22 protein-coding genes are annotated in these 26100 nt (G+C 75.1%); 13 read left to right on the top strand and 9 right to left on the bottom strand.

What is annotated here, in order from left to right; all coding sequences use genetic code 11:
- Positions 1-2: 2 nt before the first annotated feature.
- The gene (locus ACIQVD_RS29060; RefSeq protein ID WP_402292191.1) at positions 3-2099 is read right to left on the bottom strand and encodes a DUF4139 domain-containing protein; all 2097 of its coding nucleotides are present in this window, start codon (positions 2097-2099) and stop codon (positions 3-5) included.
- A 193-nt stretch (positions 2100-2292) separates the two neighbouring features.
- On the opposite strand from ACIQVD_RS29060, the gene ACIQVD_RS29055 reads away from it, so the two are divergent.
- From ACIQVD_RS29055 to der, 3 genes are all read left to right on the top strand, one after another.
- Positions 2293-3378: a prephenate dehydrogenase gene (locus ACIQVD_RS29055; RefSeq protein ID WP_400693077.1), complete on the top strand. Its 1086-nt coding sequence runs from the start codon at positions 2293-2295 to the stop codon at positions 3376-3378.
- A 278-nt stretch (positions 3379-3656) separates the two neighbouring features.
- Entirely contained in the window at positions 3657-4373 is a 717-nt protein-coding gene (gene cmk / locus ACIQVD_RS29050) for a (d)CMP kinase (RefSeq protein WP_402292190.1), read from the top strand.
- Between the two features lie 124 nt (positions 4374-4497).
- On the top strand, positions 4498-5949 hold the full coding sequence (gene der, locus ACIQVD_RS29045) for a ribosome biogenesis GTPase Der (protein ID WP_400693080.1): 1452 nt from the start codon (positions 4498-4500) through the stop codon (positions 5947-5949).
- Between the two features lie 307 nt (positions 5950-6256).
- On the opposite strand, the gene ACIQVD_RS29040 is transcribed toward der, so the two are convergent.
- The gene (locus tag ACIQVD_RS29040) at positions 6257-6940 is read right to left on the bottom strand and encodes a hypothetical protein (protein WP_400693083.1); all 684 of its coding nucleotides are present in this window, start codon (positions 6938-6940) and stop codon (positions 6257-6259) included.
- A 16-nt stretch (positions 6941-6956) separates the two neighbouring features.
- The gene (locus ACIQVD_RS29035; protein WP_400693086.1) at positions 6957-7826 is read right to left on the bottom strand and encodes a hypothetical protein; all 870 of its coding nucleotides are present in this window, start codon (positions 7824-7826) and stop codon (positions 6957-6959) included.
- 637 nt (positions 7827-8463) lie between these two features.
- Between ACIQVD_RS29035 and ACIQVD_RS29030 the strand changes: the two genes are divergently transcribed.
- Entirely contained in the window at positions 8464-9252 is a 789-nt protein-coding gene (locus ACIQVD_RS29030) for a transglycosylase family protein (protein ID WP_400693089.1), read from the top strand.
- A 203-nt stretch (positions 9253-9455) separates the two neighbouring features.
- On the top strand, positions 9456-9827 hold the full coding sequence (locus tag ACIQVD_RS29025; RefSeq protein WP_402292189.1) for a transglycosylase family protein: 372 nt from the start codon (positions 9456-9458) through the stop codon (positions 9825-9827).
- A gap of 33 nt (positions 9828-9860) precedes the next feature.
- Here the strand turns inward: ACIQVD_RS29025 and ACIQVD_RS29020 are convergent, their stop codons facing one another.
- A complete protein-coding gene (locus tag ACIQVD_RS29020) occupies positions 9861-10490 on the bottom strand; it encodes a DUF4865 family protein (RefSeq protein WP_402292188.1) in 630 nt (209 codons plus the stop codon).
- A gap of 204 nt (positions 10491-10694) precedes the next feature.
- Complete coding sequence (locus ACIQVD_RS29015; RefSeq protein ID WP_400693099.1) at positions 10695-11510, bottom strand: MBL fold metallo-hydrolase; 816 nt, start codon at positions 11508-11510, stop codon at positions 10695-10697.
- A gap of 163 nt (positions 11511-11673) precedes the next feature.
- On the opposite strand from ACIQVD_RS29015, the gene ACIQVD_RS29010 reads away from it, so the two are divergent.
- The 4 genes from ACIQVD_RS29010 to ACIQVD_RS28995 all read left to right on the top strand — a co-directional run bounded on the left by ACIQVD_RS29010 (position 11674) and on the right by ACIQVD_RS28995 (position 15521).
- Positions 11674-12360: an alpha-ketoglutarate-dependent dioxygenase AlkB family protein gene (locus tag ACIQVD_RS29010; RefSeq protein ID WP_402292187.1), complete on the top strand. Its 687-nt coding sequence runs from the start codon at positions 11674-11676 to the stop codon at positions 12358-12360.
- 117 nt (positions 12361-12477) lie between these two features.
- On the top strand, positions 12478-13341 hold the full coding sequence (locus tag ACIQVD_RS29005) for an acyl-CoA thioesterase (protein ID WP_402292186.1): 864 nt from the start codon (positions 12478-12480) through the stop codon (positions 13339-13341).
- A 167-nt stretch (positions 13342-13508) separates the two neighbouring features.
- Positions 13509-14306 (top strand): DUF1684 domain-containing protein, encoded by a 798-nt coding sequence (locus ACIQVD_RS29000; protein ID WP_402292185.1) that lies wholly within the window; start codon positions 13509-13511, stop codon positions 14304-14306.
- Positions 14307-14480: 174 nt separating this feature from the next.
- The gene (locus tag ACIQVD_RS28995; protein ID WP_400693108.1) at positions 14481-15521 is read left to right on the top strand and encodes a LacI family DNA-binding transcriptional regulator; all 1041 of its coding nucleotides are present in this window, start codon (positions 14481-14483) and stop codon (positions 15519-15521) included.
- A 15-nt stretch (positions 15522-15536) separates the two neighbouring features.
- Here the strand turns inward: ACIQVD_RS28995 and bla are convergent, their stop codons facing one another.
- The gene (gene bla / locus ACIQVD_RS28990) at positions 15537-16526 is read right to left on the bottom strand and encodes a class A beta-lactamase (RefSeq protein ID WP_402292184.1); all 990 of its coding nucleotides are present in this window, start codon (positions 16524-16526) and stop codon (positions 15537-15539) included.
- Positions 16527-16645: 119 nt separating this feature from the next.
- Positions 16646-17011: a hypothetical protein gene (locus tag ACIQVD_RS28985; RefSeq protein ID WP_402292183.1), complete on the bottom strand. Its 366-nt coding sequence runs from the start codon at positions 17009-17011 to the stop codon at positions 16646-16648.
- Between the two features lie 116 nt (positions 17012-17127).
- Here ACIQVD_RS28985 and ACIQVD_RS28980 point away from each other — a divergent pair, with 116 nt between their 5' ends.
- Positions 17128-18840, top strand: a complete 1713-nt coding sequence (locus ACIQVD_RS28980; protein ID WP_400693115.1) for a RecQ family ATP-dependent DNA helicase — start codon at positions 17128-17130, stop codon at positions 18838-18840.
- Positions 18841-18890: 50 nt separating this feature from the next.
- Here ACIQVD_RS28980 and ACIQVD_RS28975 read toward each other — a convergent pair whose 3' ends face one another.
- A complete protein-coding gene (locus ACIQVD_RS28975) occupies positions 18891-19259 on the bottom strand; it encodes a hypothetical protein (RefSeq protein ID WP_402292182.1) in 369 nt (122 codons plus the stop codon).
- A 377-nt stretch (positions 19260-19636) separates the two neighbouring features.
- Entirely contained in the window at positions 19637-22546 is a 2910-nt protein-coding gene (locus ACIQVD_RS28970) for a glycosyl hydrolase (protein WP_402292181.1), read from the bottom strand.
- A 310-nt stretch (positions 22547-22856) separates the two neighbouring features.
- Between ACIQVD_RS28970 and ACIQVD_RS28965 the strand changes: the two genes are divergently transcribed.
- The 3 genes from ACIQVD_RS28965 (at position 22857) to ACIQVD_RS28955 (ending at position 26084) form a co-directional block, all read left to right on the top strand.
- A complete protein-coding gene (locus tag ACIQVD_RS28965) occupies positions 22857-24161 on the top strand; it encodes an extracellular solute-binding protein (RefSeq protein WP_402292180.1) in 1305 nt (434 codons plus the stop codon).
- A 92-nt stretch (positions 24162-24253) separates the two neighbouring features.
- Positions 24254-25195 (top strand): carbohydrate ABC transporter permease, encoded by a 942-nt coding sequence (locus ACIQVD_RS28960; protein WP_111556620.1) that lies wholly within the window; start codon positions 24254-24256, stop codon positions 25193-25195.
- Positions 25196-25199: 4 nt separating this feature from the next.
- Positions 25200-26084 carry a carbohydrate ABC transporter permease gene (locus tag ACIQVD_RS28955; protein ID WP_400693126.1) on the top strand — a complete coding sequence of 295 codons (885 nt, stop codon included), beginning with the start codon at positions 25200-25202 and terminating at the stop codon, positions 26082-26084.
- Positions 26085-26100 lie beyond the last annotated feature (16 nt).

The raw sequence follows: 26100 nt of genomic DNA, 5'->3' as shown, positions 1-26100 counted from the left end.
GTTCAACTCCTCCGGTTCCCGCCGACCACGGCCTTGCCGGCCGGGATGCGGACCACATAACCGCCCGTCAGCTCCACCGAACCGCCGGGCGGCACCACCACCCGGCGGATCCGCGCCGAGGCGGGCACCTCGGCGGACGGCTCGGCCGGCGGCGACCAGCCCGGCCGCTCCTCGATCCGCACCTCCGGGTCGCCCGGGACCGGGACCCGCTCGCGGACCTCCACCGACGCCTCGTGCGGCAGCCGGTTCACCAGCTCGATCCGCACCCCGTGGTCGAGCACCGTCGTCGAGTTCAGCACCCCCGACGTCGACTCCCGCACCTCGGTGTGCCGGGCCACCCGCAGCTCCTCCGCCCGGCCCAGGCCCACCTCCCGCACCCCGCCCGGCGCCAGCGTCGGCAGCGCCGCCGTCAGCAGGAAGTCGCCGTCCACCGACACCTCCACCGGACCGGCCAGCAGCGCGTGCGCCGTCGCGTTCGACAGCTCCAGCACCGCGTACACCGCCTCCTCCACCGAGGGCACCGTCACGTAGCTGGTGCGCACCCCCACCGGCAGCTCCGCCACCGCCACCGTGTGCCACACCCCGTCCGAGGGGACGTGCGCCGGGGCCTGCGCGTCGAAGCGGTGGTCGAAGGCGCCCGCCGACTCGCGCGGCGGCGCCCCGAAGCGCGGCAGCGGCAGCCGCCCCACCGCCTCCGCCTCGTGCAGCGCGCCCCCGCCCGCCCCGGGCCGCGCGGGCTCCGGGAACAGTCGGCCCCGGCGGTACGACTCCTCCTCCGGGCCCGCCAGCACCATCGCCGGGTAGTCCAGCTGGTCGGCGGACGGGCGCGGGTCGGGCGCGGCGGCCGGCGCGAAGTCCGCGAACGGCTCGGGGGCCGCCCCGCCGTAGCCCTGCGGCGCCCCGCCGAACGCTTGCGGCGCCCCGCCGTACGCCTGGCCGGGCGGCGCCGCGCCCGCCGGGGCCGGGGGCGGCGGGGGAGCGGACGCGGCCACCGGCGCCACCGGTGCCATCGGCACCGGCGGGGCCGTCGGGACGAACCCCGGCGCCCCCGCGGCGCCCGCCGGACCCCAGGCCCGGGCCGACGCCCGCCGGGCCGACGGTCGGGGCGCGGGCTTCGGCGCGGGCACCGGGCCACCGCCCGCCACCGCCACCGCCACCGGCGCCGACGCCGCGTACGGCTCCGGCTTCGCGCGCTGCGCGTCCTGCCAGCCCGCGAACAGGTCGTCCAGGCCGGCCGGCTGGGCCCGCCACCCCGAGGGCGCGGGCGCCGCCTGCCGGCGGCCGATCCGCAGCGAGGCCAGCTCCGGCAGCGCGCCCGAGCGCACCAGGCTCGCCGTCGACAGCGCCAGCCGCACCCCCGACCAGTCCTCGCCGGTGCGCTGCGCCACCGACGCCCGCAGCACCAGCCGCGCGGTGCGCTCGCCCCGGCGGTGCGCCAGCCGGTACGTCGGCACCCACACCGCGCCCGGCACCGCGTACTCCACCTCCAGCTCCACCGGGCCCGCGCCGCGCACCGTCAGCTCGGCGCACGCCCCCGCCTCCACGCCGCCCGGCCGCTCGGCGCTCGAACGGGCGTCCGCGCGCTCCTCGGCCACCAGCAGGGCGTGCTCGGCCAGCCGGACCTCCTGGGCCAGCTCCACCGCCCGCTCCTGCAGCACCTCCAGCCGGGTGTCCACGAACTCCGCCAGCGCCAGCACCGCGTCCGCCGGAGCCCGCCGGTGCCCCTCGTCCCGGCGCCGCTGCGGCGGCACCGCGCGCAGCGCCGCGACCTCGGCGATCCGCTCCTCCAGCCGCGCGCGGCGCTCCTCCACCAGCTCGACCCGGGCCCGGAGCTCCTTCAACTCCTGCTCCCAGGCGGGCCGTTCGTCATCGGAGCGGACCCGGGCCGGGTACTCCAGCCGGGCCTCGGCGACCCGCCCGTCACCCGACAGCACCCGCACCCGCAGCGACCCCGCCGCGGCCAGCCGGGGCAGCCCCGCCACCCGCACCCGGCCGTCCGCCGGCACCACCCCCGACGCCCGGCGCCGGCACACCGCGCCCGCCGCGTGCACCACCACCGACTCCAACCCGGACTCCCACACCGCCCGTTTCCCCGCCACCTGTCCCCCTTCGCCCGTCGGCCCGCACCCCGGACCCGGGCGCCCAGTCTGCACCCAACCCCCGCCACCACACCCGGATTTCCCCTGCGCGTCGGCCCACGGGCCCCGCCGGGGCGGTATGCGCGGCCACCGGGGCGTACGAGAGGATGGGGCCCGACACCCCTTGACCGCACCCGGGAGACGAGAAGCCGCCATGCGCACAGCCGCCGTCATCGGCACCGGACTGATCGGCACCTCCGCCGCGCTCGCCCTCACCCGCCGGGGGATAAGCGTCCACCTGGAGGACGCCGACCAGGACGCCGCCCGCACGGCCGCCTCGCTCGGCGCGGGCACCACCGAGCTCCCCGACGGGCCCGTCGACCTGGCCGTCATCGCCGTCCCGCCCGCCCTGGTCGGCAAGGTCCTCGCGGACTGCCAGCGGCGCGGCCTGGCCCGCTGCTACACCGACGTCGCCAGCGTCAAGGCCGGGCCGCGCGGCGAGATCGCCGCGCTCGGACTCGACACCGTCCACTACATCGGCTCGCACCCGATGGCCGGCCGCGAACGCTCCGGGCCGCTCGCCGCCACCGCCGACCTGTTCGAGGGCCGCCCCTGGGTGCTCACGCCCACCGCCGACACCGACACCGAGACGCTCAACGCCGCGCTCGAACTCGTCGCCCTCTGCGGGGCCATGCCGATCGTGATGGACGCCGCCGACCACGACCGGGCCGTCGCCCTCGTCTCGCACGCCCCGCAACTGCTCTCCTCGCTGGTCGCCGCCCGGCTCGAACACGCCGACGAGACCGCCGTCCGGCTCTCCGGCCAAGGCGTGCGCGACGTCACCCGGATCGCCGCCTCCAACCCCGCGATGTGGATCGACATCCTCTCCGCCAACGCGGGCGTGGTCGCCGACGTCCTCGACGACCTCGCCGCCGACCTCGCGGACACCGTCACCGCGCTGCGGGCCCTCCAGGCCGCCGACGAGGGCGAGCGGCGCGCGGGCGCGGCCGGCATCGAGGCCGTCATGCGCCGCGGCAACACCGGCCAGGCCCGCATCCCGGGCAAGCACGGGGCGCCGCCCACCCGCTACGAGACAGTCACCGTCGTCCTCGGCGACCAGCCCGGCGAACTCGGCCGCCTCTTCGGCGAGGTCGGCGCGCTGGGGGTGAACATCGAGGACGTGACGATCGAGCACTCGACGGGCCAGCAGGTCGGCCACGTGCAGTTGGCCGTCGCGCCGGCGATGGTGCGGGTGCTGGCGGCGGGGTTGCGCGAGCGGGGGTGGGGGGTGCGGGACTAGGGGGTCCGCTGCGCGGGGCTCTGGGGACGTGGGAGAGGGAGCCGCTGCGCGGGGCTCTGGGGGGTGGGGGAGAAGAGGACCAGCAAGGTCGGTCACGTGCGGTTGGCTGTTGCGCCGGTGATGGTGCGGGTGCCGACGGCGGGGCTGCGCGAGCGGAGGGGGTGGTCGGCCTGTGGGGGAGGGGGCTGGCGGGGGGTTTCGCCGGGCGGGTCGGGGGTGGGCGGGTGTCCATTAACCTTGAGGGTGAGTTCTTGTGTCGTGAGAGAGAGGTTCGCCCCGTGGACAGTGTCGACCGAGCGTCGAGCGGCCCGGTCGTCGTCGCCATCGACGGACCTTCGGGGTCCGGGAAGTCGACCGTGTCGCGGGCGGTGGCCGCGCGGCTGGGGCTGAGCTTCCTGGACACCGGCGCGATGTACCGGGCGATGACCTGGTGGATGCTCGCCAACGAGGTGGACGTCGAGGACGCGGAGGCGGTGGCGATCGCCTGCGGGAAGCCGGTGATCGTGTCCGGGACGGACGCCGCCGGGCCGACCATAACCGTGGACGGGCAGGACGTGTCCGGGCCGATCCGCGGCCCCGAGGTGACCGCCAAGGTGAGCGCCGTGGCGGCCGTCCCGGCGGTCCGCGCCCGGCTGGTGGAGCTGCAGCGCGGCTGCGCCTCGCACGCCGAGCGCGGGATCGTCGCCGAGGGCCGGGACATGGGCTCGGTGGTGTTCCCGGGAGCCACCGTGAAGGTGTTCCTGACCGCGTCCGAGCGGGCCCGGTCCGAGCGCCGGGCCGCGGAGCTGCGGGCGAAGGGCGTGGACGAGGCGACCATCGCCGCGATGGCCGCCGACCTGGCCCGCCGGGACGCCGCGGACTCCTCCCGGGAGACCGCCCCGCTGACCCAGGCCGCCGACGCGGTGCTGGTGGACACCAGCGAACTCACCCTCGACCAGGTGATCGACACGATCGCCGACCTGGTCGAGCAGAAGGCCGGCCTGACCGCTGCCTAGCGGCACCGGGACCGGAACAGCACCATCCCGACCGCGCGAGATCCGCGCGGTCCGCGCTGCCCGCGGGGCAGGTACGCACGGCACGCCCCTGGGAAGGGCCGGGCCGGGAAACGGAAAACGGAACATGAGCAACGACACCACCGCCCAGCACGGCGGCCTCGGTGACGCCGAGTACGCCGAGTTCATGGCGCTGGCCGCCGAGGAGGGCTTCGACGGCGAGGAGGTCGAGGCCGACCTGGACGGCACCGGCCCGCTGCCGGTGCTGGCCATCGTCGGCCGGCCGAACGTCGGCAAGTCCACCCTGGTCAACCGCATCATCGGCCGCCGCGAGGCGGTCGTCGAGGACCGCCCCGGCGTCACCCGCGACCGGGTCAGCTACGAGGCCATGTGGGCCGGGCGCCGGTTCAAGGTCCTGGACACCGGCGGCTGGGAGATCGACGTCCTCGGCCTGGACGCGATGGTCGCCGCGCAGGCCGAGCTGGGCATCGAGCAGGCCGACGCGGTGCTCTTCGTGGTGGACGCCAAGGTCGGCGCCACCGACACCGACGACGCCCTGGTCCGGCTGATCCGCCGCTCCGGCAAGCCCGTGGTGCTGTGCGCCAACAAGGTCGACGGCCCGTCCACCGAGGCCGAGGCCGCCTACCTGTGGTCGCTCGGCCTGGGCGAGCCCTACCCCGTCTCCGCGCTGCACGGCCGCGGCTCCGGCGACCTGCTGGACGCCGTCCTGGCCGTCCTCCCGGAGGCCCCGCCGCAGCTGTTCGGCGACGGGTACGCGCCCGGCGGCCCGCGCCGGGTCGCGCTGATCGGCCGGCCGAACGTCGGCAAGTCCAGCCTGCTCAACAAGGTGGCCGGCGAGGACCGGGTGGTGGTCAACGAGCTGGCCGGCACCACCCGCGACCCGGTCGACGAGCTGATCGAACTCGGCGGCAAGACCTGGAAGTTCATCGACACCGCCGGTATCCGCCGCCGGGTCCACCAGACCGCCGGCGCCGACTTCTACGCCTCGCTGCGCACCTCCGCCGCGCTGGACAAGGCCGAGGTCGCGGTCGTCCTGGTCGACGCCAGCGAGACGCTCGCCGAGCAGGACACCCGGATCATCTCGATGGCCGTCGAGGCCGGGCGCGCCGTGGTCATCGCCTACAACAAGTGGGACCAGCTGGACGAGGAGCGCCGCTTCTACCTGGAGCGCGAGATCGAGCGCGACCTGGTGCAGGTGCAGTGGGCGCCCCGGGTGAACGTCTCGGCCAAGACCGGCCGCCACATGGAGAAGCTCGTCCCGGCGATCGAGACCGCGCTGGCCGGCTGGGAGACCCGCATCCCGACCGCCAGGCTGAACGCCTTCCTCGGCGAGCTGGTCGCCGCGCACCCGCACCCGATCCGCGGCGGCAAGCAGCCGCGCATCCTGTTCGGCACCCAGGCGGGCACCCGCCCGCCGCGGTTCGTGCTGTTCGCGTCCGGTTTCCTGGAGGCGGGCTACCGCCGGTTCGTCGAGCGCCGGCTGCGCGAGGAGTTCGGCTTCGAGGGCACCCCGATCTCGATCTCGGTCCGGGTCCGGGAGAAGCGCAAGAAGAAGTAGCAGGAGCGAAGGCGCAGAAGTAGGGGCGGGAGAAGGGGAGAGGGGGGGGGGCCCCCGCCGCGGGCCCCCCCCCCCCGGGGGGGGGGGGGGCGGGCGGGGGGGGGGGGGGGGGGCCCGGCCCCGGGGGGGGCCCCCCCCCCCTGGGGGCGCCCCCCCCTTAGGCCGGGGGGGGGGGGGCGGGGCCCCGCCCCGGCCCCCGGCCCCGGGCCCCGGGCCCCGGGGGGGGGGGGGGCCGCGGGGGCCGGCCCCCCCCCCCCCCCCCCCCCCCCTCTCCCCTTCTCGTGGTGCTCTCCGGCGCGGTGCCGGGTCAGGCGTCCCGGCCCGGGGGCAGGGACAGCACCGAGCGGTGCCGCCCGCCCGGGGTGCCGCCGGGGGCGGGGGAGCCGCCCGGGGCGCCCAGGTAGCCGGAGGCCACCCAGCCCTGGCCGTTGGCCTGCGCGGCGGAGGTCTGCGCGGGCATGAACTGCGGGGCGCCCGGGGCCTGCCCGGCATACGTGTCGAACGACTGGTGCTGCTGCGCGTACGCCAGGGCGCCCGGCCGGTCGGGGGCCTCGCGCGGGTGCGCGGCGGACGGGGACGCCGGCTGGGGCTGCGGTTCGCGGACCGCGAAGCCGGTGAACCGCATCCCCTCCTCGCCGGAGCGGTCGCCGGGCAGCGCCCGGAACATCCGCCGGTACTCGGAGTACAGCGTGTCGTAGATCGGGGTGGCCGACACCGGGTGCTCGGCGTCGTACGACGGGCGCATGTTCGGGATCGCCCGGCCGGCGCCGCCGGGGCCGGACTGGGCGGAGGGACGGCCGGGGGACGCGAGGTCGTAGCTGTACACGTAGGAGCCAACGAGCGAGACCGGCTTGGGATGCGGGGGCGCCGCCCCCAGTCCTCGCCCGGTCGGGGTGCCCGTGCCCTGGTCAACGCCGCTGCGGGCGGCCGGGACCGCCGGGGCGTCGGGGCCGTCCGGGGCGGTGGCCGGGTCGTTCACGGGGTCGGTCATCGGCGCGCCCCCGCTCTCAGGTGCCGGCCAGCGGGAGCATGCCGGCGGCGAGCAGGCCGCGGGCGGCGGCCCGGTCCATGGCGATCCGCAGCAGGTCCTCGCGGGGCTGGCGGCCGATGGTGCCGGCCGGCACCGCGTACATGATCACCTCGGACTTGCGGGCCGCCGCGGCCCGCCACCCCGGGGTGACCTGGAGCGGCTGGTGGGCCTGCCACCAGGCGGCCGAGCCGCCGTTCGCCGAGGGCTGGAGGATCGCGTGCAGCTGCCCCATCGCCATCAGCACCGACCAGCCGGCCCGCGGCCGGGCCGGCGCCTGGTTGACGTCCTGGACGATCTGGAAGCCGTGCTCGGTGAGCAGCGAGAGGAACTCGTCCTCGCCGTGCACGCTGCCCGGGCGGCCCACCGGCCCGGTCGGCTCGACCACCAGCGCGGCGTGCTGGGTGTCGCCGCACAGCACGATGCCGCAGGTCACGCCGAGCACCGCGGGCTGCGGCTGGCCGGGCGGCGCGGTCGGCGGGGCGGTGATCGGCTCCGGGATGTCCACCCGGAGCGCGGGCTGCGGCGCGGCGGGCCCGGCGGGCGGGGCCACCGGGTCGACGGCGGCGCCGCCGCCCTGGCCGATCGACTCGACCGCGCCGCGCAGCTGCTGCTCGTCCACCGGCACCACCTGGGACGGGACGCAGCGGGCGTGCGCGAAGGCCAGCACCGCGGTCTCCTCGCCGACGAACAGGACGGTGCTGGTGGGCTCGTACAGCGAGTCGCCCGGTTGTCGGCAGGAGGTGCAGTCGTACGCGTCGGGGGCGTGGGCACCCGCGAGCAGGCTCTCGGCCTCGTCGTCGCCGATCTCGGCGCGTACGTCCTCGCTCACCTCAAGCATGCGCGGCACTAGCAGACTCCTCGTTCGCCCTGACGTTCCAGGTGCTCGTTCGGGTGCCCCGGGCGGGACCTCCCGGGCGCGCGGCGCGGGGAGCGCCGACCGCCATTACCAACGGGAGGTTGTGGCTGGGGTCACGGGTGGACGGCCGGGCGACGGAATTTGCGCGGCTTCTGATCGCTCCGTGTGTGCGGAGGATCACCTTCCGTCGACACTGTGCTCGACCTCACACGGGTTTCGGTGTGACCGGGGCCATATCCACATATGGTTTGATCTTGGAAAAAGCGGATGAAACGGATATTTACTTGCGATGGCCATGATCGATACCGCCGGTAACACTGCTTTGACCTGGGGTGTCCCGAAACTGTTTGGCGCCTCGGAGTCCGAATCGTAGGTTTTTGCCCGGTGCAACGAGCACCTCCCGGGTTCACCCCCGACGCACGGCCCCCCTCCGGCTCACCCCGGAACCCGGGCCCTGCGCCCACCGGCGCGACGGCAGCCAGCCGCCGCCGGGGATGCGGACAGGTGGCCGGGGCGGCAACGGCACGTCCGACACGTGACCGGTCGCCCAACGGACTTGGCGAGCGAGCACGGCCCCGCCGGGGCCTGGTTCCGCCTGCCCTATCCCGGGGTTGTTGAGAGGAATCTCATGGCTTTCCGTAACGAGACCGCCGCTGCCACCACCGCCCCCAAGCGCAACCGCGTCCGCGCGGCTGTCGTGGGCGGCGCCCTGCTCGCCGTCCCGGTGGCCGGCCTCGTCACGGCCACCTCGGCCTCCGCCGCGGACGTCTCGACCTGGGACAAGGTCGCCCAGTGCGAGTCGACCGGCAACTGGTCGATCAACACCGGCAACGGCTTCTACGGTGGCCTGCAGTTCACCTCCTCCACCTGGGCCGCCTTCGGCGGCACCGCCTACGCCCCGCAGGCCAACCAGGCCACCAAGGCGCAGCAGATCGCCGTCGCCGAGAAGGTCCTGGCCTCGCAGGGCCCGGGCGCCTGGCCCGTCTGCTCCGTGAAGGCCGGTCTGACCAAGGGCGGCGCGCCGGCCCAGGTCGACACCTCGTCCGGTAGCTCCTCCTCGTCCGCTTCGTCCTCGAAGTCGACCTCCTCCTCGAAGTCGACCTCGTCCTCCGCGAAGTCGAACAGCGCCGCCTCGGGCGACTCCGCCAAGGCCTCCCGCTCCGAGTCCCGCACCCAGGCCCCCAAGGCCGCCGCGCAGGAGACCCCGAAGCAGACCTGGAAGAACAAGCCCGCCGCGGCGACCACCGACACCAACACCGCCAAGTCCGGCAACAGCTACACCGTGAAGTCCGGCGACACCCTGTCCAAGATCGCGGACAGCCTGGGCGTCGACTGGCACACCCTGTACACCAGCAACTCCGGTGTCGTGGGCGGCAACCCGGACCTGATCTACCCGGGCCAGGTCCTCTCCGTCTGACCCACCCCCGCGGAAGCACCGCTTCCCCCGGGGCCGCCCGTCGGCCCCACCCCGTCGGCGTGAAGCCGCCACCCCGTACCCCGGGGGTGGCGGCTTCCGCCGTTCCCGGGGCGCGCGGCGGCGCAAGGGGGCGGGGGCGGGGGGCCACCCGCTCGGCGGTGTCCGGAGGGTGGTGCGGCGGGTGCGGTGCGTAGCGTCGGGGGATGCGAATACCTCTGCGGATACCCCTCTCGTCCGGCCGGGCGCTGATCGCGCTCGGCCTGCTGCTCCCCGCCGCCGCCGTCACGACGGCCGGTACGCCCGCCGCCGCCCGCCAGGCGGTGTCCGACGCGGTGTGGGACCGGCTCGCCGACTGCGAGAGCGACGGCGACTGGCAGGCCGACACCGGCAACGGCTACTACGGCGGCCTGCAGATCTGGCCGCCCACCTGGCGGGAGACGGGCGGCCTGCGCTACGCCGACCGCCCCGACCGCGCGAGCCGGCGGCAGCAGATCACGGTGGGCGAGGAGATCCTGCGCCGCCAGGGCTGGAACGCCTGGGGCTGGTGCGCGCGGAAGATCGGGGTGCTGGAGTAGGCGGGGCGGGGGTGTGCCGCCGTGGCCGGGGCACTACCAGACGCGGCCCTCGGGGAAGGCGGACAGCTCCGGGGCGGACAGGTGGGGGAGCCGGAAGAGCGTCGTCGCCGGGTCGGCCGTGGGGTCGGCGGACGGGACGTCGGCGGGTTCGTCCGAGCGGAGGACGAAGCGCAGCAGCTCCCAGCCGGACGGGTCGAGGGCCAGCACGGCGGTGTGCACGCCGGGGTCGCGGGCCAGTTCGCGCAGCTGCTCCACCTCCTGCCCGACGTGCGCGGCGAGCGCCAGCGGGTCCGGGCCGGCCGGGACGGTGGTCAGCCGGCGGGTGGCGGTGCCGGGCTCGGGGGCGGCGGTGCGGGCCGGGCCGGAGAAGTGCGCGAGGACGGTCCAGTGGCGGACGGTCGGGCGCCCGAAGTCCCGGACGATGTTCTCGAAGCCCCCGCCGCCGACCAGGAACCGGGCCGCCTCCCCGTCCGAGCGCCACACGTACAGCGGCGCGTACTGGTTGACCGGCGAGCCGTCCGTCCCGCGCTCGCGGATCAGCCACGCCTTGAAGCCGAGCCCCGGCCGGTCGTCCAGCAGCGGGGCGCCGGCCTTGATCCGGCGGCGGATGACGTCGAGGTCGTAGTCGGCGGGCAGGGTGATCTCGTACTGCTTGGCGAGCACGGCGGTGTTCCTGTCGTCGGTCGAGCGGTGGTTCGGTGGCGCGGGGCGGTGCGAAGTGGTGCGAAGTGGTTCGGTGGTGCGGCGGTGCGAGGCGCCGGGTGTCCAATATGTCGCGGTTGCGGGGTGGGGTCGCGGGAACGCGCCCGGGGCCGGGGGTGAGCGTGGGCGGCGGTCGGTTGACGGCGCGGTGCGGGGCGGCCCGGTTCAGGCGGCGGCGCTGCGCTCCCGGGCGGTCCGGACGGCCGGGCCGACGGAGGCGGGCAGCGCGGCGGACGGGTAGCGGTGCAGCAGGGCGGCCACGACGGCGTCCGCGGCGACGGGCTTGCCGAGTTCGGTGGCGAACGCGCGCAGGTAGTCGCCGGTCCAGCCGATCGGGTCGGCGGCGGGAGCGGCGGGGTCGGGGGTGGTCAGGCGGCGGTGGCCCGGGACGGTGCGCAGCGGTTCCAGCGTCGCCATCTCGTCCAGCAGGTCGATCCACGCCTCGCGCTGCGCGGCGTCCGGGGTGTCGGCCAGCCAGGGGTGCACGTTCAGCCAGAGCAGCGGACCGCCGAGCAGCGTCCGGCTCCGGTGCTCCCACAGGTAGTGGTGCTCGGGCAGCCCCAACGACGCCCCGCGCAGCTCCAGCCGGTGGTCCTCCAGTTCGACGGCGTCGCCCTCCAGCGGCTCCAACGCGACCAGGCGGGACGGGAGTTCGTCCCCCAGCCCGGCCCACGCGGCACGCACCGCGGGGTAGTCGCGCTCGATCCGGGCGCGGACCGGGTCGGGGGCGAGCATCCGCGCCTCGGGGAAGGCGTCGCGCAGCACCTCCGCCGCCAGCCAGCAGTCCGGCGCGTGGTGCGGCACCAGGACGGCGCTCAGCCGCCGCCCCGAGTCCTCGACCTCCCGGGCCAGCCGCCGCCCGTCCGAGAGCCGCAGCCCCGTACCGACCAGCACCGCCCGGTGCTGCCCGAGCACCAGCACTGCGGTCTTGTGCAGCGAGGACTCGGGAAGATCCACCACGCGGAACTCCAACGGATGCATCGCGCCACCTCCTCCGGGGGGGAAGCCCCCACACCAGGGTCCGACGGGACGGCGGCGGGCGCATGTGGGGCGGTGGGGCGGGGTGCCTGCGGCGGGTTGGGAGAGGTGTGCGGCGGGGGCGTTCGGGGGCGGGGGTGTCGGGGGCGGGTGGGAGCATGGGGGGATGCGTGGTGGTGGGGTGTTCGCCGGGGAGCTGTTCGGGCGTGGGCGGGAGGAGCCGGCGGACGGGGTGGTGCTGGTGCCGGGGTGGTTGGGGGTGGCGGAGCAGCGGGAGCTGGTGGCGGCGTGCCGGGAGTGGGCGCGGCCGCCGGCGGGGATGCGGTCGGTGGTGCTGCCCGGGGGCGGGGCGATGTCGGTGCGGACGGTGTCGCTGGGATGGCACTGGTACCCGTACGGCTACGCGCGGACGGTGGCGGACGGGGACGGGGCGCCGGTGAAGCCGTTCCCGGAGGTGCTGGGCGGGCTGGCCCGGCGGGCGGTGGCGCAGGCGTACGGGGAGCGGGTCGGGGAGGTGGCGGGGGCGGCGGGCTTCGCGCCGGACATCGCGGTGGTGAACCACTACCCGCACGGGGCGCGGATGGGACTGCACCAGGACCGGGAGGAGCGGGTGAACGCGCCGGTGGTGTCGCTGTCGCTGGGGGACGAGTGCGTGTTCCGGCTGGGGAACACCGAGACCAGGACCAGGCCGTGGACGGACCTGCGGCTGTGCGGCGGCGACCTGCTGGTGTTCGGCGGGGAGAGCCGTTTCGCGTACCACGGGGTGGTGCGGACGCTGCCGGGCACGGCCGACCCGGAGCTGGGCCTGACGGGGCGGCTGAACATCACGGTGCGGCAGTCCGGCCTGGCGTGACGGGGGTGACCGCGCCGGGAGGCGGGAATTCCCGGTGGGCGCGGAGACTTGTGCTGGACGGACGAGGCGTTCGGCGGCACACCCCTGCCCACCGGGCGTCCGGAGAGGGAGCGATACATGGGAAACCCCGTCGACCAGCTCGTCGACCTGCTGGACCTGGAGCGGATCGAGCTGAACATCTTCCGCGGCCGCAGCCCGGAGGAGTCGCTGCAACGGACCTTCGGCGGGCAGGTGGCCGGGCAGGCGCTGGTCGCGGCGGGCCGGACGGTGGACGAGGACCGGCCGGTGCACTCGCTGCACGCCTACTTCCTGCGCCCCGGCATCCCCGGCGTGCCGATCGTCTACCAGGTCGACCGGATCCGGGACGGGCGCTCGTTCACCACCCGGCGGGTGCTCGGCATCCAGGGCGGGCGGTCGATCTTCGCGCTCACCGCGGACTTCCACAAGCCCGAGCCCGGCGGCATCGAGCACCAGTTCCCGATGCCGGACGTCCCCGCGCCGGAGACGCTGCCGAGCGCGCTGGACGAGGTCGGCGCCCGGCTCGGCGAGCTCCCGCCGTTCATCAGCCGCCGCCAGCCCTTCGACATCCGGTACGTGGACCGGCTGAAGTGGACGCGCGAGGAGCTGGAGGGCGTGGAGGCCCGCAGCGGCGTGTGGCTGCGCACCAACGGCGCGCTGCCGGACGACCCGCTGATCCACGTCTGCGCGCTCACCTACGCCAGCGACATGACGCTGCTGGATGCCGTCCGCGCCCCGGTCGAACCGCTGTGGGGCGAACGGAACTTCGACATGGCCTCGCTGGACCACGCGATGTGGTTCCACCGCCCGTTCCGGGCCGACGACTGGCTGCTGTACCGGCAGGAGTCGCCGATCGCGCACGGCGCGCGCGGACTGGCCCGCGGCGACATCTACGACCGCGAGGGGCGGCTGGTGGTCTCGGTGATGCAGGAGGGGCTGTTCCGCCCGCTGACCCGGACCTGACCGCGCCCGGCCCGGGCGGGAACCGACGCCCACCGGGAGCGACCTCGGAAGTGACCTGAGGACGAAGCGACTTGAGAACGAAGCGACCTGAGAACGAAGTGACCTGAGGAACGAACCGACCCGAGAACGAAGTGGCCTGAGAACAGAGCGACTTGGGAGGCAGTCCGATGACCGACACCGCAGCCGAAGCCTGGCAGCGCTGGACGGAGGCCCGGAGCGCCGCGGCCGGCGCACCGCACGGCCCGCTGGCCCTGACCGGCACCCACTGGCTGGAGCCCGTACCCGCGGAGGTCCCCGGCCTGCCCGGCCGCTGGTGGGCCGAGGGCGGCGCGGTCTGCGCCGAGCTGCGCGCCGGGGACGGCGTCCGGGTCGAGGGCGAGGAACGCGAGTCGACCGGCCGGGTCGCGCTGCGGCCGGACACCGACCGGCACCCGCAGACCGCCGTCCTGGACGAGCTGCGGCTGGTCCCGATCGAGCGGGAGGGCGAACTCGCCCTGCGGGTCTTCGACCCCGCCGCCCCCGCCCGGGCCGGGTTCGCCGGCATCGCGATCTACCCGTACGCCCCCGACTGGGCGGTGCCCGCCGTGTTCACGCCGTTCGAGGACGGCGCGCAGGCCCTGCTGGTGGAGAACGCGGACGGCCGGGCCCGGCCGCTCACCGTCACCGGGCGGGTCGCGTTCACGCTGGCCGGGCGGCCGCACACGCTGACCGTCAGCGGCTCCGAGGGCGCGGGCGGGCGGCTCAGCGGGGTGATCGCGGACCGGACCAGCGGGCGGGAGACGTACCGGTTCCGGTTCGTCTCGCTGCCCGCGCCGGACGCGCAGGGGCGCACCGTGCTGGACTTCAACCGGGCGTTCCTGCCGCCGTGCGCGTTCGCCGACCACTTCATCTGCCCGTTCCCGCCGCCCGGCAACCGGCTGGCCGTCGCCGTCGAGGCGGGCGAGCGGCAGGTGGTCACGGTCTGAGGCGGGACGGCCGCCCGGCCGGTCGGACGGCCGCTCCGGGCCCCGCCCCGGTTTCTGAGAGCGCTCTCGGGCCGGGGTGGCGGGCGCTAGGCTGCTCGCAGCAAGAACGCGATCACGTGCGTGCGGAGGTCCGCGAGGGTGGCGGACGTGGCGGACGCTGGAGAGGAGCCCACGGTGGCGGAAGCCGACACGGGAGCGGGCGGGCGCCCCACCCTGGAATCGGTGGCCGAGCGGGCCGGCGTGTCCCGGGCCACCGCCTCCCGGGTGGTCAACGGCGGCGCGGGGGTGCGCGCCGCGCTGCGCGAGAAGGTCGAACGGGCGGTCGCCGAACTCGGCTACGTCCCCAACCTGGCCGCCCGCACCCTGGTCACCCGGCGCAACCGGGCGATCGGCGTGGTCGTCGCCGAACCCGAGGCCCGGTTCTTCTCCGACCCGTTCTTCGCCCAGCACCTGCGCGGCATCAGCCGCGAACTGGCCGCCGCCGACAACCAGATGGTGCTGCTGCTCGCCGAGGACGAACGGGACCACGAGCGGATCGGCCGCTACCTGGCCGGCGGCCACGTCGACGGCGTCCTGCTGTTCTCCCTGCACCGCACCGACCCCACCCCGGTGACCGCCCAGCGCCTCGGCCTGCCCTTCGTGATCGGCGGACGCCCCGGCTGGCCCGGCGCCGAGTCCGACCGGGACCTGGTCTACGTCGACAACGACAACCGCGGCGGCGCCCGGCTCGCCGTCCAGCACCTGCGCTCCATCGGGCGGCGGCGGATCGCCACCATCACCGGCCCGCTCGACCAGACCTCCTCCATCGACCGCCTCGACGGCTACCGCGACCTGTTCCCCGACGGCGACGAGGAGCTGATCGCGGTCGGCGACTTCACCGCGGACGGCGGCATCCGGGCGATGACCGAACTCCTCGCCCGGCGGCCGGACCTGGACGCGGTCTTCGCGGCCTCCGACGCGATGGCCTCCGGTGCGATCCGGGTCCTGCGGGCGGCCGGGCGGCGCGTCCCGGAGGACGTCGCGGTGGTCGGCTTCGACGACGTCGAGTCGATCGCGGCCTGGACCGAGCCGACGCTCACCACCGTCCGCCAGGAGATCGAGGAGATGGGGCGGCTGATGACCCGGCTGCTGCTGCGGCGGCTCAACGACCCGGCCTCGTCGGCGCCGACGTCGGTGATCATCCCGACCGCGCTGGTGGTGCGGGGGTCGGCCTGAGGCAGGGCGGGGGCGTCAGGGGGTGAGGGCGGTGGCGAGCAGGGCGGCCGTCCTGGCGATCAGCGGCTCGTCCGGGGCGGCGTCCGGGCTGGTGGGCTTGGTGGTGAGGACGGTCAGGACGATCGGGGCGCGGTGCGGGGGCCGGGCGAGGCCGGCGTCGTTGGCGGTGCCGTAGGAGCCGGTGCCGGTCTTGTCGGCCAGCGCCCAGGCGGCCGGGAGGCCGGCCCGCAGGCGGTTCGCGCCGGTGGTGTTGGCCCCCAGCCAGGCGGTGAGGCGGGCGCGGTGGGCCGGGGCGAGGGTGTCGCCCAGGGTGAGGCGGGCGTAGCTGCGGGCCAGGGCGCGGGGGCTGGTGGTGTCGGTGCCGCGGCCGGGTTCGGCGGAGTTGAGGGCGGGCTCCCAGCGGTCCAGGCGGGTGACGCGGTCGCCGATCGAGCGGCAGAACCGGGTGACTGCGGTCGGGCCGCCGAGCCGGCGCAGCAGCAGGTTGGCGGCCGTGTTGTCGCTGAACTCGATGGCGGCGGCGCAGAGTTCGGCGACGGTCAGGACGCGGGTGCGGCCGGTGACCGGGGCGTGGCCGGAGTCGGCGACGTCCTGGTCGGTGTAGTGCACGCGGGCGGAGAGGTCGTCACCGGCGTGCAGCAGGGCGGCGACGGCGAGCGGCTTGAACGTCGAGCAGAGCGGGAACAGCTCGTCCGCGCGGTGGCGGACCGTCGCGCCGCTGCCGGTGTCGTGGGCGAACACGCCGAGCCTGGCACCGTGTTCGCGTTCCAGGGCGGCCAGCGCGTCGCCGAGGTCGGGGCCGGTGGCGGTGGCGATGCCGGTGGTGGCCGGGCCGGTGGCGGTGCCGGGACCGGTGGCGGCGGCCGGGGCCGTCGTGGGCAGGGCGAGGGCCAGGGCGGCTGCGGCGGAGCCGCCGAGCAGGAGGCGGCGGCCGGGGAGCTGCCGGTCGGGGGAGTGCGGGTCGGGGAGGCGGCGGCGGTCGGGGTGGCCGGGGCGCGGTTCCATCCGGGCGTCCTCTCGTCGGGGTGCTCTTCCGACCAGCCTCCCCCGGGCCGGGGCGCGGGTCGGGGCGGCGCGCGAGGATGCGTGCGGGGCGTGCCCGAAGTCCACACGCCGGTGCCACATCAGCGGCCGTCCGCCCCGCCCCCGTCTGCGCCCCCGCCCCCGCCCTCGTCCGCCCCGTCCGCGTCCTCCAGCGCCCGCAGGCTCCGCTCCCAGCGGCGCCGGCGCTCCGGGAGGGACTGCTCCCACCAGGGGGTGCCCCGTTCGCCCAGGCCGACCTTGGCGAGCTGGACCCGGGCCCGGGCGGCCCGTTCCGCGTCCCGGTCCGCGCCGGTGCGGGCGAGGGCCCGGCGGGCCGCCATCAGGTGGTGCGTCAGCCGGGACTCGGCCTCGGCCGGGAGCTCCGGGTCGGTCGCCCGCCAGCGCCGGCCGCGGATCACGACGAAGTGCCCGTCGGGGGTGTGTTCGACCTGCTCGTCCGCCGCCATCCCGCCATGGTCGCGCACCCGGTGGCCGATCACGCGTCACCTCGCCCTTCCGGGGTATCCGCACGCCGTTCCCGGGCGGCCCAGCGTGCCGCCCGGAACCCGACACGAGGAGAAGCATGGCCACTTCGGCGGCGCGGCGGCTGCGGCAGAGCGCGCGTGAGGTCTTCGGCTGGGAGCGGTTGCGACCGGAGCAGCTGCTGGCGATGGAGGCGGTGATGGAGCGCCGCGACACCCTGGTGGTGATGCCCACCGGAGCCGGGAAGTCGGCGGTGTACCAGGTGCCCGGCCTGCTGATCCCGGGCCCGACCGTGGTGGTCTCCCCGCTGATCGCCCTCCAGCGCGACCAGGTGCAGGCCCTGCTGCGCCGGGAGGGGACGGACGCCGCGGCGGTCAACTCGACGCAGAGCGGCCGGGAGAACGCGGCGGTGTGGGACCGGATCAGCGAGGGCGACGTCGACTTCCTCTTCCTGGCCCCGGAACAGCTGGCCAAGGACGAGGTGGTCGAGCAGCTCGCCGCCGCGAAGCCGGCGCTGTTCGTCGTCGACGAGGCCCAGTGCGTCTCCTCCTGGGGGCACGACTTCCGGCCCGACTACCTGCGGCTCGGCCAGGTCGTCGACCGGATCGGCCGGCCGCCGGTGCTGGCCCTGACGGCGAGCGCCGCCGCGCCGGTGCGGGCCGACATCGTCGCCCAACTGGGCATGCGGGACGTGCGCGAGGTGGTCACCGGCTTCGACCGGCCCAACATCCACCTGGAGGTGCTGCCGTTCCGGGACGCGGCGGCGAAGCGGCGCGCCGTGGTCGAGCGGGCCGCCGGCGAGCCCAAGCCGGGCTTGGTGTACGCGGCCACCCGGCGGGAGGCGGAGGAGTACGCGGCGGAGCTCGGCCGGCTGGGCTTCGACGCGGCGGCCTACCACGCGGGGCTGCCCGCGGCGGCCCGCGGTGACGTCCACGACCGTTTCCTGAGCGGCGAGTTGGACGTGGTGGTGGCGACGTCCGCGTTCGGGATGGGCATCGACAAGCCGGACGTGCGCTTCGTGCTGCACGCCTCCGTCCCCGGCTCGCTGGACGCCTACTACCAGGAGATCGGCCGGGCCGGCCGGGACGGGGAGCCCGCCCGGGCGATCCTCGCCTACCGGCCGCAGGACCTCGGCCTGCAGCGGTTCTTCGCGGCGGGCCGCCCCGACCCGGACACCGTCACGCAGGTGGCGGGCGCGCTGGCCGAGCACGACGGGCCGGTCCGCCCCAGCGAGCTGCGGGCCGGGACCGGGCTGACGGCGAGCCGGCTGACCGCCGTCGTCAACCTGCTGGAGCAGGTCGGCGCGGTGGCCACGGACGGGGGCGGCGACCTGCTGCCGACCGGTGCCGCCGATCCGGCGGAGGCCGCCCGGCAGGCGGTGGAACTCGCGGACGCGCACCAGCAGTTGGAGCGCTCCCGGGTGGACATGATGCGTGGCTACGCGGAGACCGGCGGCTGCCGGCGGCGCTTCCTGCTCGGCTACTTCGGCCAGCCCCAGGAGGCGGCCGGGGAGGGCGGCTGCGGCTCCTGCGACCGCTGCGAGGCGGCCGCGCTCGCCGAACGGGGTCCGGCGGGCGGCCCGGCCGTGCTGGCCGGCACCGGCGGCCTGATCCCCGGCCCCGCGGCCCCGGCCGACCCGGAGGGGGAGCCGCACCCGTTCGGGCCGGGGGCGCTGGTCCGGCACCCGCAGTGGGGCGAGGGCTCGGTGATGAGCGAGGAGGAGCGCCACTTGACGGTGCTCTTCGAGTCCGTCGGCTACCGCACCCTGTCGCTGGACGTGGTGCGGGAGAACGGCCTGCTCACCGTCTGCTGACCGGCCCGCCGCCGGGCCCGGGTGCGGGTGCGGGTGCGGGACGGCGGGGGTCAGCCGGTGACGCGGTAGCTGAGGGCCGGGTACGGGAAGTCGGCCCAGTGCAGGCTGCCGAGGCCGTAGGCCAGGTCGCCGGGCTCGCCGGGCCGGCCGGGGGTGCAGCCGGGGTTGAAGTAGACCGTGAGGGCGGCGGCGGTGAAGTCGACGGCGGAGCGCGCGGCGGCCGGGAGGTCGTGGCAGCCGGTGTCGGTGGGGTCGACGGCGAACCGCGCGCCCGTCAGGCCGCTGCCGGTGGCGAAGTAGGCGACGGCGGCGTGCGGGAGTTCGACGGCGGCCGCGGGCTGGGCGAGGGCGGCGCCGAGCAGCAGGGCCGCTCCGGTGGCGGCGGCCGCGGTGAGGCGCTTCGGGCGGAGGACGGCCATGCTGGTCTCCTTGCGAGGGCAGGCGGGACCGGCGCGGGCGGTGGTGCGTCCCGTGGCGCGCGATCATGTCAGTTACATGTTCAACAATCTCCGGTGATCTGCCAAGACCCCGGTGGGAACCGGTTCGGGGCGGGGGAGGGGTCCTCCGGGACGGGCGGGCGGGGCGAGGGCCGTTCCGCGATCGGGACCGCGCCGGACCGGGGCGGGGCGGGCGGCGCTCGCCGGTCGGGCCCGCGGCCGGTCGGGGGCGGGGCCGGCCGGAGACGGGGCCTCCCGGGGCCGGTCGGGGGCGGGGCGCGCCGGAGACGGGGCCTCCCGGGGCCGGGGCGGGCCTGTCGGGCTCCGCTCCGGCCCCGGGAGGCGTCGGGGCGGACCGGTCAGTCGAAGGGGAGGCGCAGCACGGAGGCGCTGCCCTGGGACTGGGTGGCGCCGGTGCGCAGTTGGGCGGGGGCGTTGCCGAGGGCGGGCCAGACCTCGACCTTGACGGTGCCGTTGCTCAGGTTGGCGAGCGGGGCGCCGGTGGTGGCCTGGACGCCCGCGGTGGCGCCGTAGCGCTCCCAGCCGGGGACGGGGTCGGTGGCGAAGTACCGGTAGGTCTCGGTCCGGTCGACGGTGCCGTTGCCGTCGAAGTCGTAGGAGACGCGGGCCTGTTGGGCGAGCGCGACGGAGGAGCCGGCGTCGACGTACAGGTCGAAGTCGGTGCTGCCGCCGGGGCGCAGGGTGCCGGTGAGGTGGGTGAGGGTGTACGTCAGCGGCTGGTAGGGCGTGCCGTCGTGGTTGGCGCCGCCGCCGGAGGCGATGGTGCCGGCGGTCGCGCCGGTGCCGTAGGCGGTGGTGAGGGTGCCGTTCGGCTGGAGGTACAGCGTGCCCGGGCGGGTCTGCGGGCCGCTGGGGGACGTCGACGGGGACGGCGAGGACGAGGGCGACGGCGAGGACGAGGGCGACGGGGACGGACTGGCCGACGGGGAGGGGGAGTTGGCGGCGCCGCCGGTGCCGCCGTCGGGCTTGGTGCCGCGTTCGGAGGCGGTGGAGCGGGCCGGGACGGTCAGGGCGTAGCCGTCGGAGAAGCGGACGGTGCGGGCGGCGGTGGTGTAGTTGTGCGCCACGTGGGTGCGGGTGGTGCCGTTGACGAAGACCGCGGCGGTGGGGGTGTCGGCGGTGGTGGCCGGGTCCAGGGTGCCGAGCGCGGCCAGGTCGTAGATCCAGTGGTAGGTGTGGGCCCTGGACTCGCCCTCCTCCGGGGTGTAGCCGGCCTTCCCGGCGTCCCAGTCGGCCTTCGCGGCGGCCGGGTCGGTGAGTGCCTCGGCCTCCCAGAGCAGGTCGCGCCAGTCGGTGAAGGCGCCGCCGTTGCCGGCCTTCAGCTCGGCCAGGTTGGCGGCCAGGTCGTCCTTGCGGCGCGCCAGGTAGAGCGAACCGGAGGTGACGGGGAGGAAGTTGATGCCGTGGATCATGCCGGGCGCGGCCGTCCACCAGGTGGAGTAGGCGGCGCCGGAGCCCCAGACCATGCCGACGGTGGAGTGCTGGAAGCCGGCCGGGAAGACCTGGTGGTCGGCGTCGAACCAGTACTGCTGCACGGCGTTGGCCTCGGTGGTGTACAGGTAGACGCCGAGGTCGCGCAGCGCGGTGTCGCCGGTGGCGGCGCCGAACAGCAGCAGGCCGGCGCTGAAGTTCAGCGACTCGGAGGAGGACTCCTCGTTGTTGCCGGCCGCGAACCCGGCGTGGCCGGACGCCCAGCCGTGGCCCTCGTACGGGTCGAAGTTGCGCAGCCAGGGGAAGCGGGCGTCGGCGCGGTCGGTGTTGGCGGCGTCCTTGGCCAGCAGCTTGACCATGCCGCCCCACTGCGCGTCGGCGGCCCAGGCGCTGTCGTAGCGGGCGACGGTGGCGGCGGCCTGCACGAAGTAGCCGTAGTGGAAGTGGTGGTCGTTGAGTTCGGCGTCGGTGCCGTAGGAGGCCGGGTAGCCGATCAGGGTCTTCCAGGTGGAGTCGTAGGCGAAGCCGGGCGAGCCGGTGCCGGCGAACCAGGTCTGGAGCTTGCCCTTGATCAGGCCGAGCAGCTTGTCGCGGGCCGCGGTGTCGCCCAACTGGTCGGCGATCGGCACCAGTTGGGAGAGCTGTCCGAGCGCCTTGCCGACCCAGTAGGTGTCGGTGGCGCCGTTGAACGGGTCGCTCGCGTCGGAGACCTGGTGCAGGTAGCCGTCCAGCGCGGCGCGGTCGTAGGAGCCGACGTCGGGCAGCGAGGGCAGCACGCCGGTGACGCTCTGCACGGTGGAGAAGGACGAGCCCTGGCGGATCTTCATGGGGCCGCGCGGGGAGGTGTACGTCAGCGGGGTGAGCGCGTCCGGGGTGGCCTGCCACTGCTGCGGGTAGAGCGCGAGCAGGGTGCCGGTGCCGGAGCCCTCCTGGGCGGCGGTGGTGGCGGTGAAGGTGGTGGTGAGCCTGCCCGCGGCCTGGTCGTAGCTCCAGCCGACCTTGGTGTCGGTGACGAAGTTGTACGCGTAGCTGCGGAACTGCGCGAGGTCGGCGGTGGAGGGCAGCAGCGCGACCGAGTAGTAGTCCTTGCTGCCGAGGTTCGCCGTCAGGGTGGTGCCGTTGACGCTCCAGCTGCTGCCGGTGGGCGCGAACAGGCCGTAGTGGTGGCCGCCGACGGTGATGCCGAGCACGCTGCCCTGGTTGCTGAAGACGGTGGGCGCCGAGGCGGTGGTGACCTGCGCGGCGCCGCCGGTGGCGTGCGCGTACACGTAGGGCAGGCCGTGGCCGACGGTGGCGCTGAAGGTGTGCGCGCCGTCCGCCCAGTACGGGGTGACCGTCCAGTCCGACCAGCCGTCGACCTTGGTGTCGGGGGAGTTCAGCCCGGCCACGCCCAGGGTGAGGTCCCGGGTGTGGGTGTAGTCGTACTGGCGGCCGTCGGAGGTGACGGTCGGCGTGGTCGGGTAGCCGACCTCCAGGCCCGCGGCCTGCGCCTTGAAGGTCATCGGGTGGGCGTACAGGTTCTCCGAGTACGGGTTGCCCGCGTAGCGCTGGTAGATCAGCGAGGACCACCAGTCGTTGGTGGGGGCGGCCTGTCCGGCCATCCGTGCGGTGACCTTGGGGGTGACGGGCGCGCCGTCGGAGTTGCTCGGGCCGACGGTGCCGGCCGGGCGGGCGTCGGAGTAGCCGCCGAGGCCGACCCGGACGGTGGTGGCGGCGGAGGCGCTGCCGGCGCCCAGGGCCGCCGCGAGGGTGGCCGCCGCGGCCAGGGCCAGCGTGGTCAGGGCGGCCGTGGGGCCGCGCAGGGAGCGGAGCTTCATGATGGTGTCCACCTTGAGTGGGGGCGGGCGGTTCAGTATGAGAGCGCTCTCAGCCAGCGGACCGTAAAGGCGGCACTGAAGGGGTGTCAACCTGCGTGACACAGACTGTTGCGTTCAGAATCCGAAAGCGCCGGTCGGGGCCGCTCGGAGATTACGTTCAGGTTTCGGGGTCTTGACGAGCGAACTTCCGCCCCGGCAGTCTCTCGGCATCGGTTGAGAGCGCTCTCAGAGAGTTGGGCGCCTTCCGATCGGCACCAGCTTCCTCTTTTCGCACTCCACCCACGCTCCCGCCCCGCCTGGAGGCACTCGCATGGCTACCCCGAGAGTCCGCCGCTCCACCGCTGCCCTGGGCAGCACCGTCCTCGCCACCGCCCTGCTGCTCACCGCGTGCAGCTCCGGCGGCTCCGGGTCCAAGGACGCCGCCGACGGCAAGGTGACCATCACGGTGGACCTGTTCGGCACCTTCGGGTTCAAGGAGGCCGGCCTGTACGACGAGTACACGAAGCTCCACCCGAACGTCACCATCAAGCAGACCGACACCCAGGACGAGGGCCAGTACTGGCAGGCGCTGCAGACCAAGCTCGCGGGCGGCGGCGGCCTCGCCGACATCCAGGGCCTGGAGGTCGGCCGGGTGGCCAGCGTGGTGCAGAAGCAGGCCGACAAGTTCACCGACCTCAAGACGCTCGGCATCGGCGACGTCAACGACGGCCTGGTGGAGTGGAAGGGCGCCGCGATCAAGACCGCGGACGGCAAGGTCCTCGGCGCGGGCACCGACGTCGGCCCGGAGGCGATCTGCTACCGCACCGACCTGTTCCAGGCCGCCGGACTGCCCACCGACCGCACCGAGCTGGCCGCCAAGTGGTCCACCTGGCAGGGCTACCTCGACCTCGGCAAGCAGTACGCCGCCAAGGCCGAGGCGGGCAACGCCTGGACCGACAGCGCCGCGGGCATGTTCACCGCCGAGGTCGGCCAGCAGAAGGTCCGCTACTCCGACGAGTCCGGCAAGCCCGTCTACGACAGCAGCCCGGCCGTGAAGACCGCCTGGAACGACGCCACCGCGCTGGTCGCCGACGGCCTGTCCGCCAAGCTCGCCCAGTGGACGCCCGAGTGGAACAAGGCGTTCACCACCGGCAAGTTCGCCACCCTCTCCTGCCCCGCCTGGATGATCGGCTACATCAAGGGCCAGGCCGGCGACGCGGGCTCCGGCAAGTGGGACATCGCCCCCGGCCCCGGCAAGACCGGCAACTGGGGCGGCTCCTACCTGACCGTCCCGCGCACCGCCAAGCACCCCAAGGAGGCGGCCGAGCTGATCAAGTGGCTGACCGCCAAGGAGCAGCAGGCCACCCTCTTCACCAAGCAGGGCTCCTTCCCGTCCTCGACCGGCGCCCAGGACGCCATCAAGGACGTCACCGACCCGTACTTCAACAACGCCCCGATCGGCCAGATCTTCAGCGAGTCGGCCAAGGCGATGCTCGCCCAGGTGCTCGGCACCGACGACGGCGTGATCGGCAAGGCGTTCACCGACGCCCTCGGCGAGGTCGAGCGGACCGGCACCGCGCCGGACACCGCCTGGAAGCACGCCCTGGACAACGTCAAGAAGGCCAACGGCAACTGACGGACCGTCACCCCCGGTAGCCAACCCCGCCGCCCCGCCCCGCCGCTCCCGCCAGCGGCGGGCCGGGCGGCCCCCGTCGAAGGACCCCGCCCATGGCCCTCAGCTCCACCACCCGGCTGCCCGCCGCGCAGCCCGCCGCGCCCGCGAGGCGGATCGGCCGCAGACTCGCCCCGTACGGCTTCCTGGCCCCGTTCTTCGGGCTGTTCGCCGCGTTCGGCCTGTTCCCGCTGCTGTACACCGCCTACGTCTCGCTGCATCGGGTCGAGCTCCAGACCTCGGACCGGATGGACTGGCTCGGCTTCCAGAACTACACCCGGCTGCTGTCCGACCCGTTCTTCTGGAACGCGCTGCGCAACACCTTCACCATCGGCGTGCTCTCCACCGTGCCGCAGCTGCTGATGGCCCTGGGCCTGGCCCACCTGCTCAACTACCGGCTCCGCGGCCGCACCTTCTTCCGGGTCGCGATGCTGATGCCGTACGCCACCTCGGTGGCCGCCGCCACCCTGGTGTTCGCCCAACTCTTCGGCCGCGACTACGGGTTGATCAACTGGGTGCTGAGCAGCGTCGGCCTCCACCCGGTCGACTGGCAGGCGGACACCTGGGCCTCCCAGTTCGGCGTCTCGGCCATCGTCACCTGGCGCTGGACCGGCTACAACGCGCTGATCTACCTGGCCGGCATGCAGTCCATCCCCGGCGAGCTGTACGAGTCCGCGGCCGTCGACGGCGCCTCGCGCTGGCAGCAGTTCCGGCACGTCACGATCCCCGGGCTGCGCCCCACCATCGTCTTCACCGTGGTCGTCTCCACCATCGGCGCGACCCAGCTGTTCGGCGAACCGCTGCTGTACGAGGGCAACTCCGGCGGCGGCATCTCGCACCAGTACCAGACCCTCGGCCTGTACCTGTACGAGCAGGGCTGGACGTTCTTCCACCTCGGCCGGGCCGCCGCCGTCGCCTGGGTGATGTTCCTGCTGATCGTGCTGCTCGCCCTGCTCAACGCGGCGATCGCCGCCCGCCGCAACCGCACGGACCGGTGACCCGATGACCCACGTACTCGACCAGCCCGCCGCCCCCGCCCCGGCGCGCCCGCTCGTCCGCAAGTCGCGCTCGCCGCTCAAGGGCGGACCGCTCGCCTACGCGGTGCTGATCGGCGCCACCCTGCTCGCGGTGTTCCCGTTCTACTGGACGCTGGTCGCCGCCAGCCGCTCCAACTCCGAACTCAGCTCCACCACACCCGCGTTGACGCCCGGGCCGAACCTGTTCCACAACATCGGCGAGGCGCTCCAGCAGGCCGAGATCGGCAAGGCGCTGCTCAACTCGCTGATCGTCTCCGGCGTGGTCACCGCCGGCGTGGTGCTCTCCTCCACGCTCGCCGGGTTCGCCTTCGCCAAGCTGCGCTTCCGCGGCCGGGGCGCGCTGCTCGCGCTGACCGTCGGCACCATGATGATCCCGCCGCAGCTCGGCGTGATCCCGCTGTTCATGGTGATCGTCAAGCTCGACCTGCAGAACAAGCTGCCCTCGGTGATCCTGCCCTCGCTGGTCTCCGCGTTCGGGGTGTTCTTCATGCGCCAGTACCTGGTGCAGGCCCTGCCGGACGAACTGGTCGAGGCCGGCCGGATGGACGGCGCCTCGCTGCTGCGGATCTTCCGCTCCATCGTGCTGCCGGTCGCCCGCCCCGGCATGGCCGTGCTCGGCATGCTCACCTTCATGGCCACCTGGAACGACTTCTTCTGGCCGATCGTCGCACTCAGCTCCCAGAACCCCACCGTGCAGGTCGCGTTGAAGTCGCTCGGCCAGGGCTACGTCCCCGACCAGTCCGTGGTGATGGCCGGCACCCTGATCGGCACCCTGCCCGTCCTGGTGGTGTTCGCCCTGCTCGGCCGGCAGATCGTCGGCGGCATCATGCAGGGCGCCGTCAAGGGCTGACCCCGCCCGGCGCCCG

The organism is Kitasatospora sp. NPDC090308, assembly GCF_044769485.1.
Classification (GTDB): domain Bacteria; phylum Actinomycetota; class Actinomycetes; order Streptomycetales; family Streptomycetaceae; genus Kitasatospora; species Kitasatospora fiedleri.
Note: the sequence above shows the minus strand (reverse complement) of the source record. Positions and strands in the feature narration are given on the sequence as shown.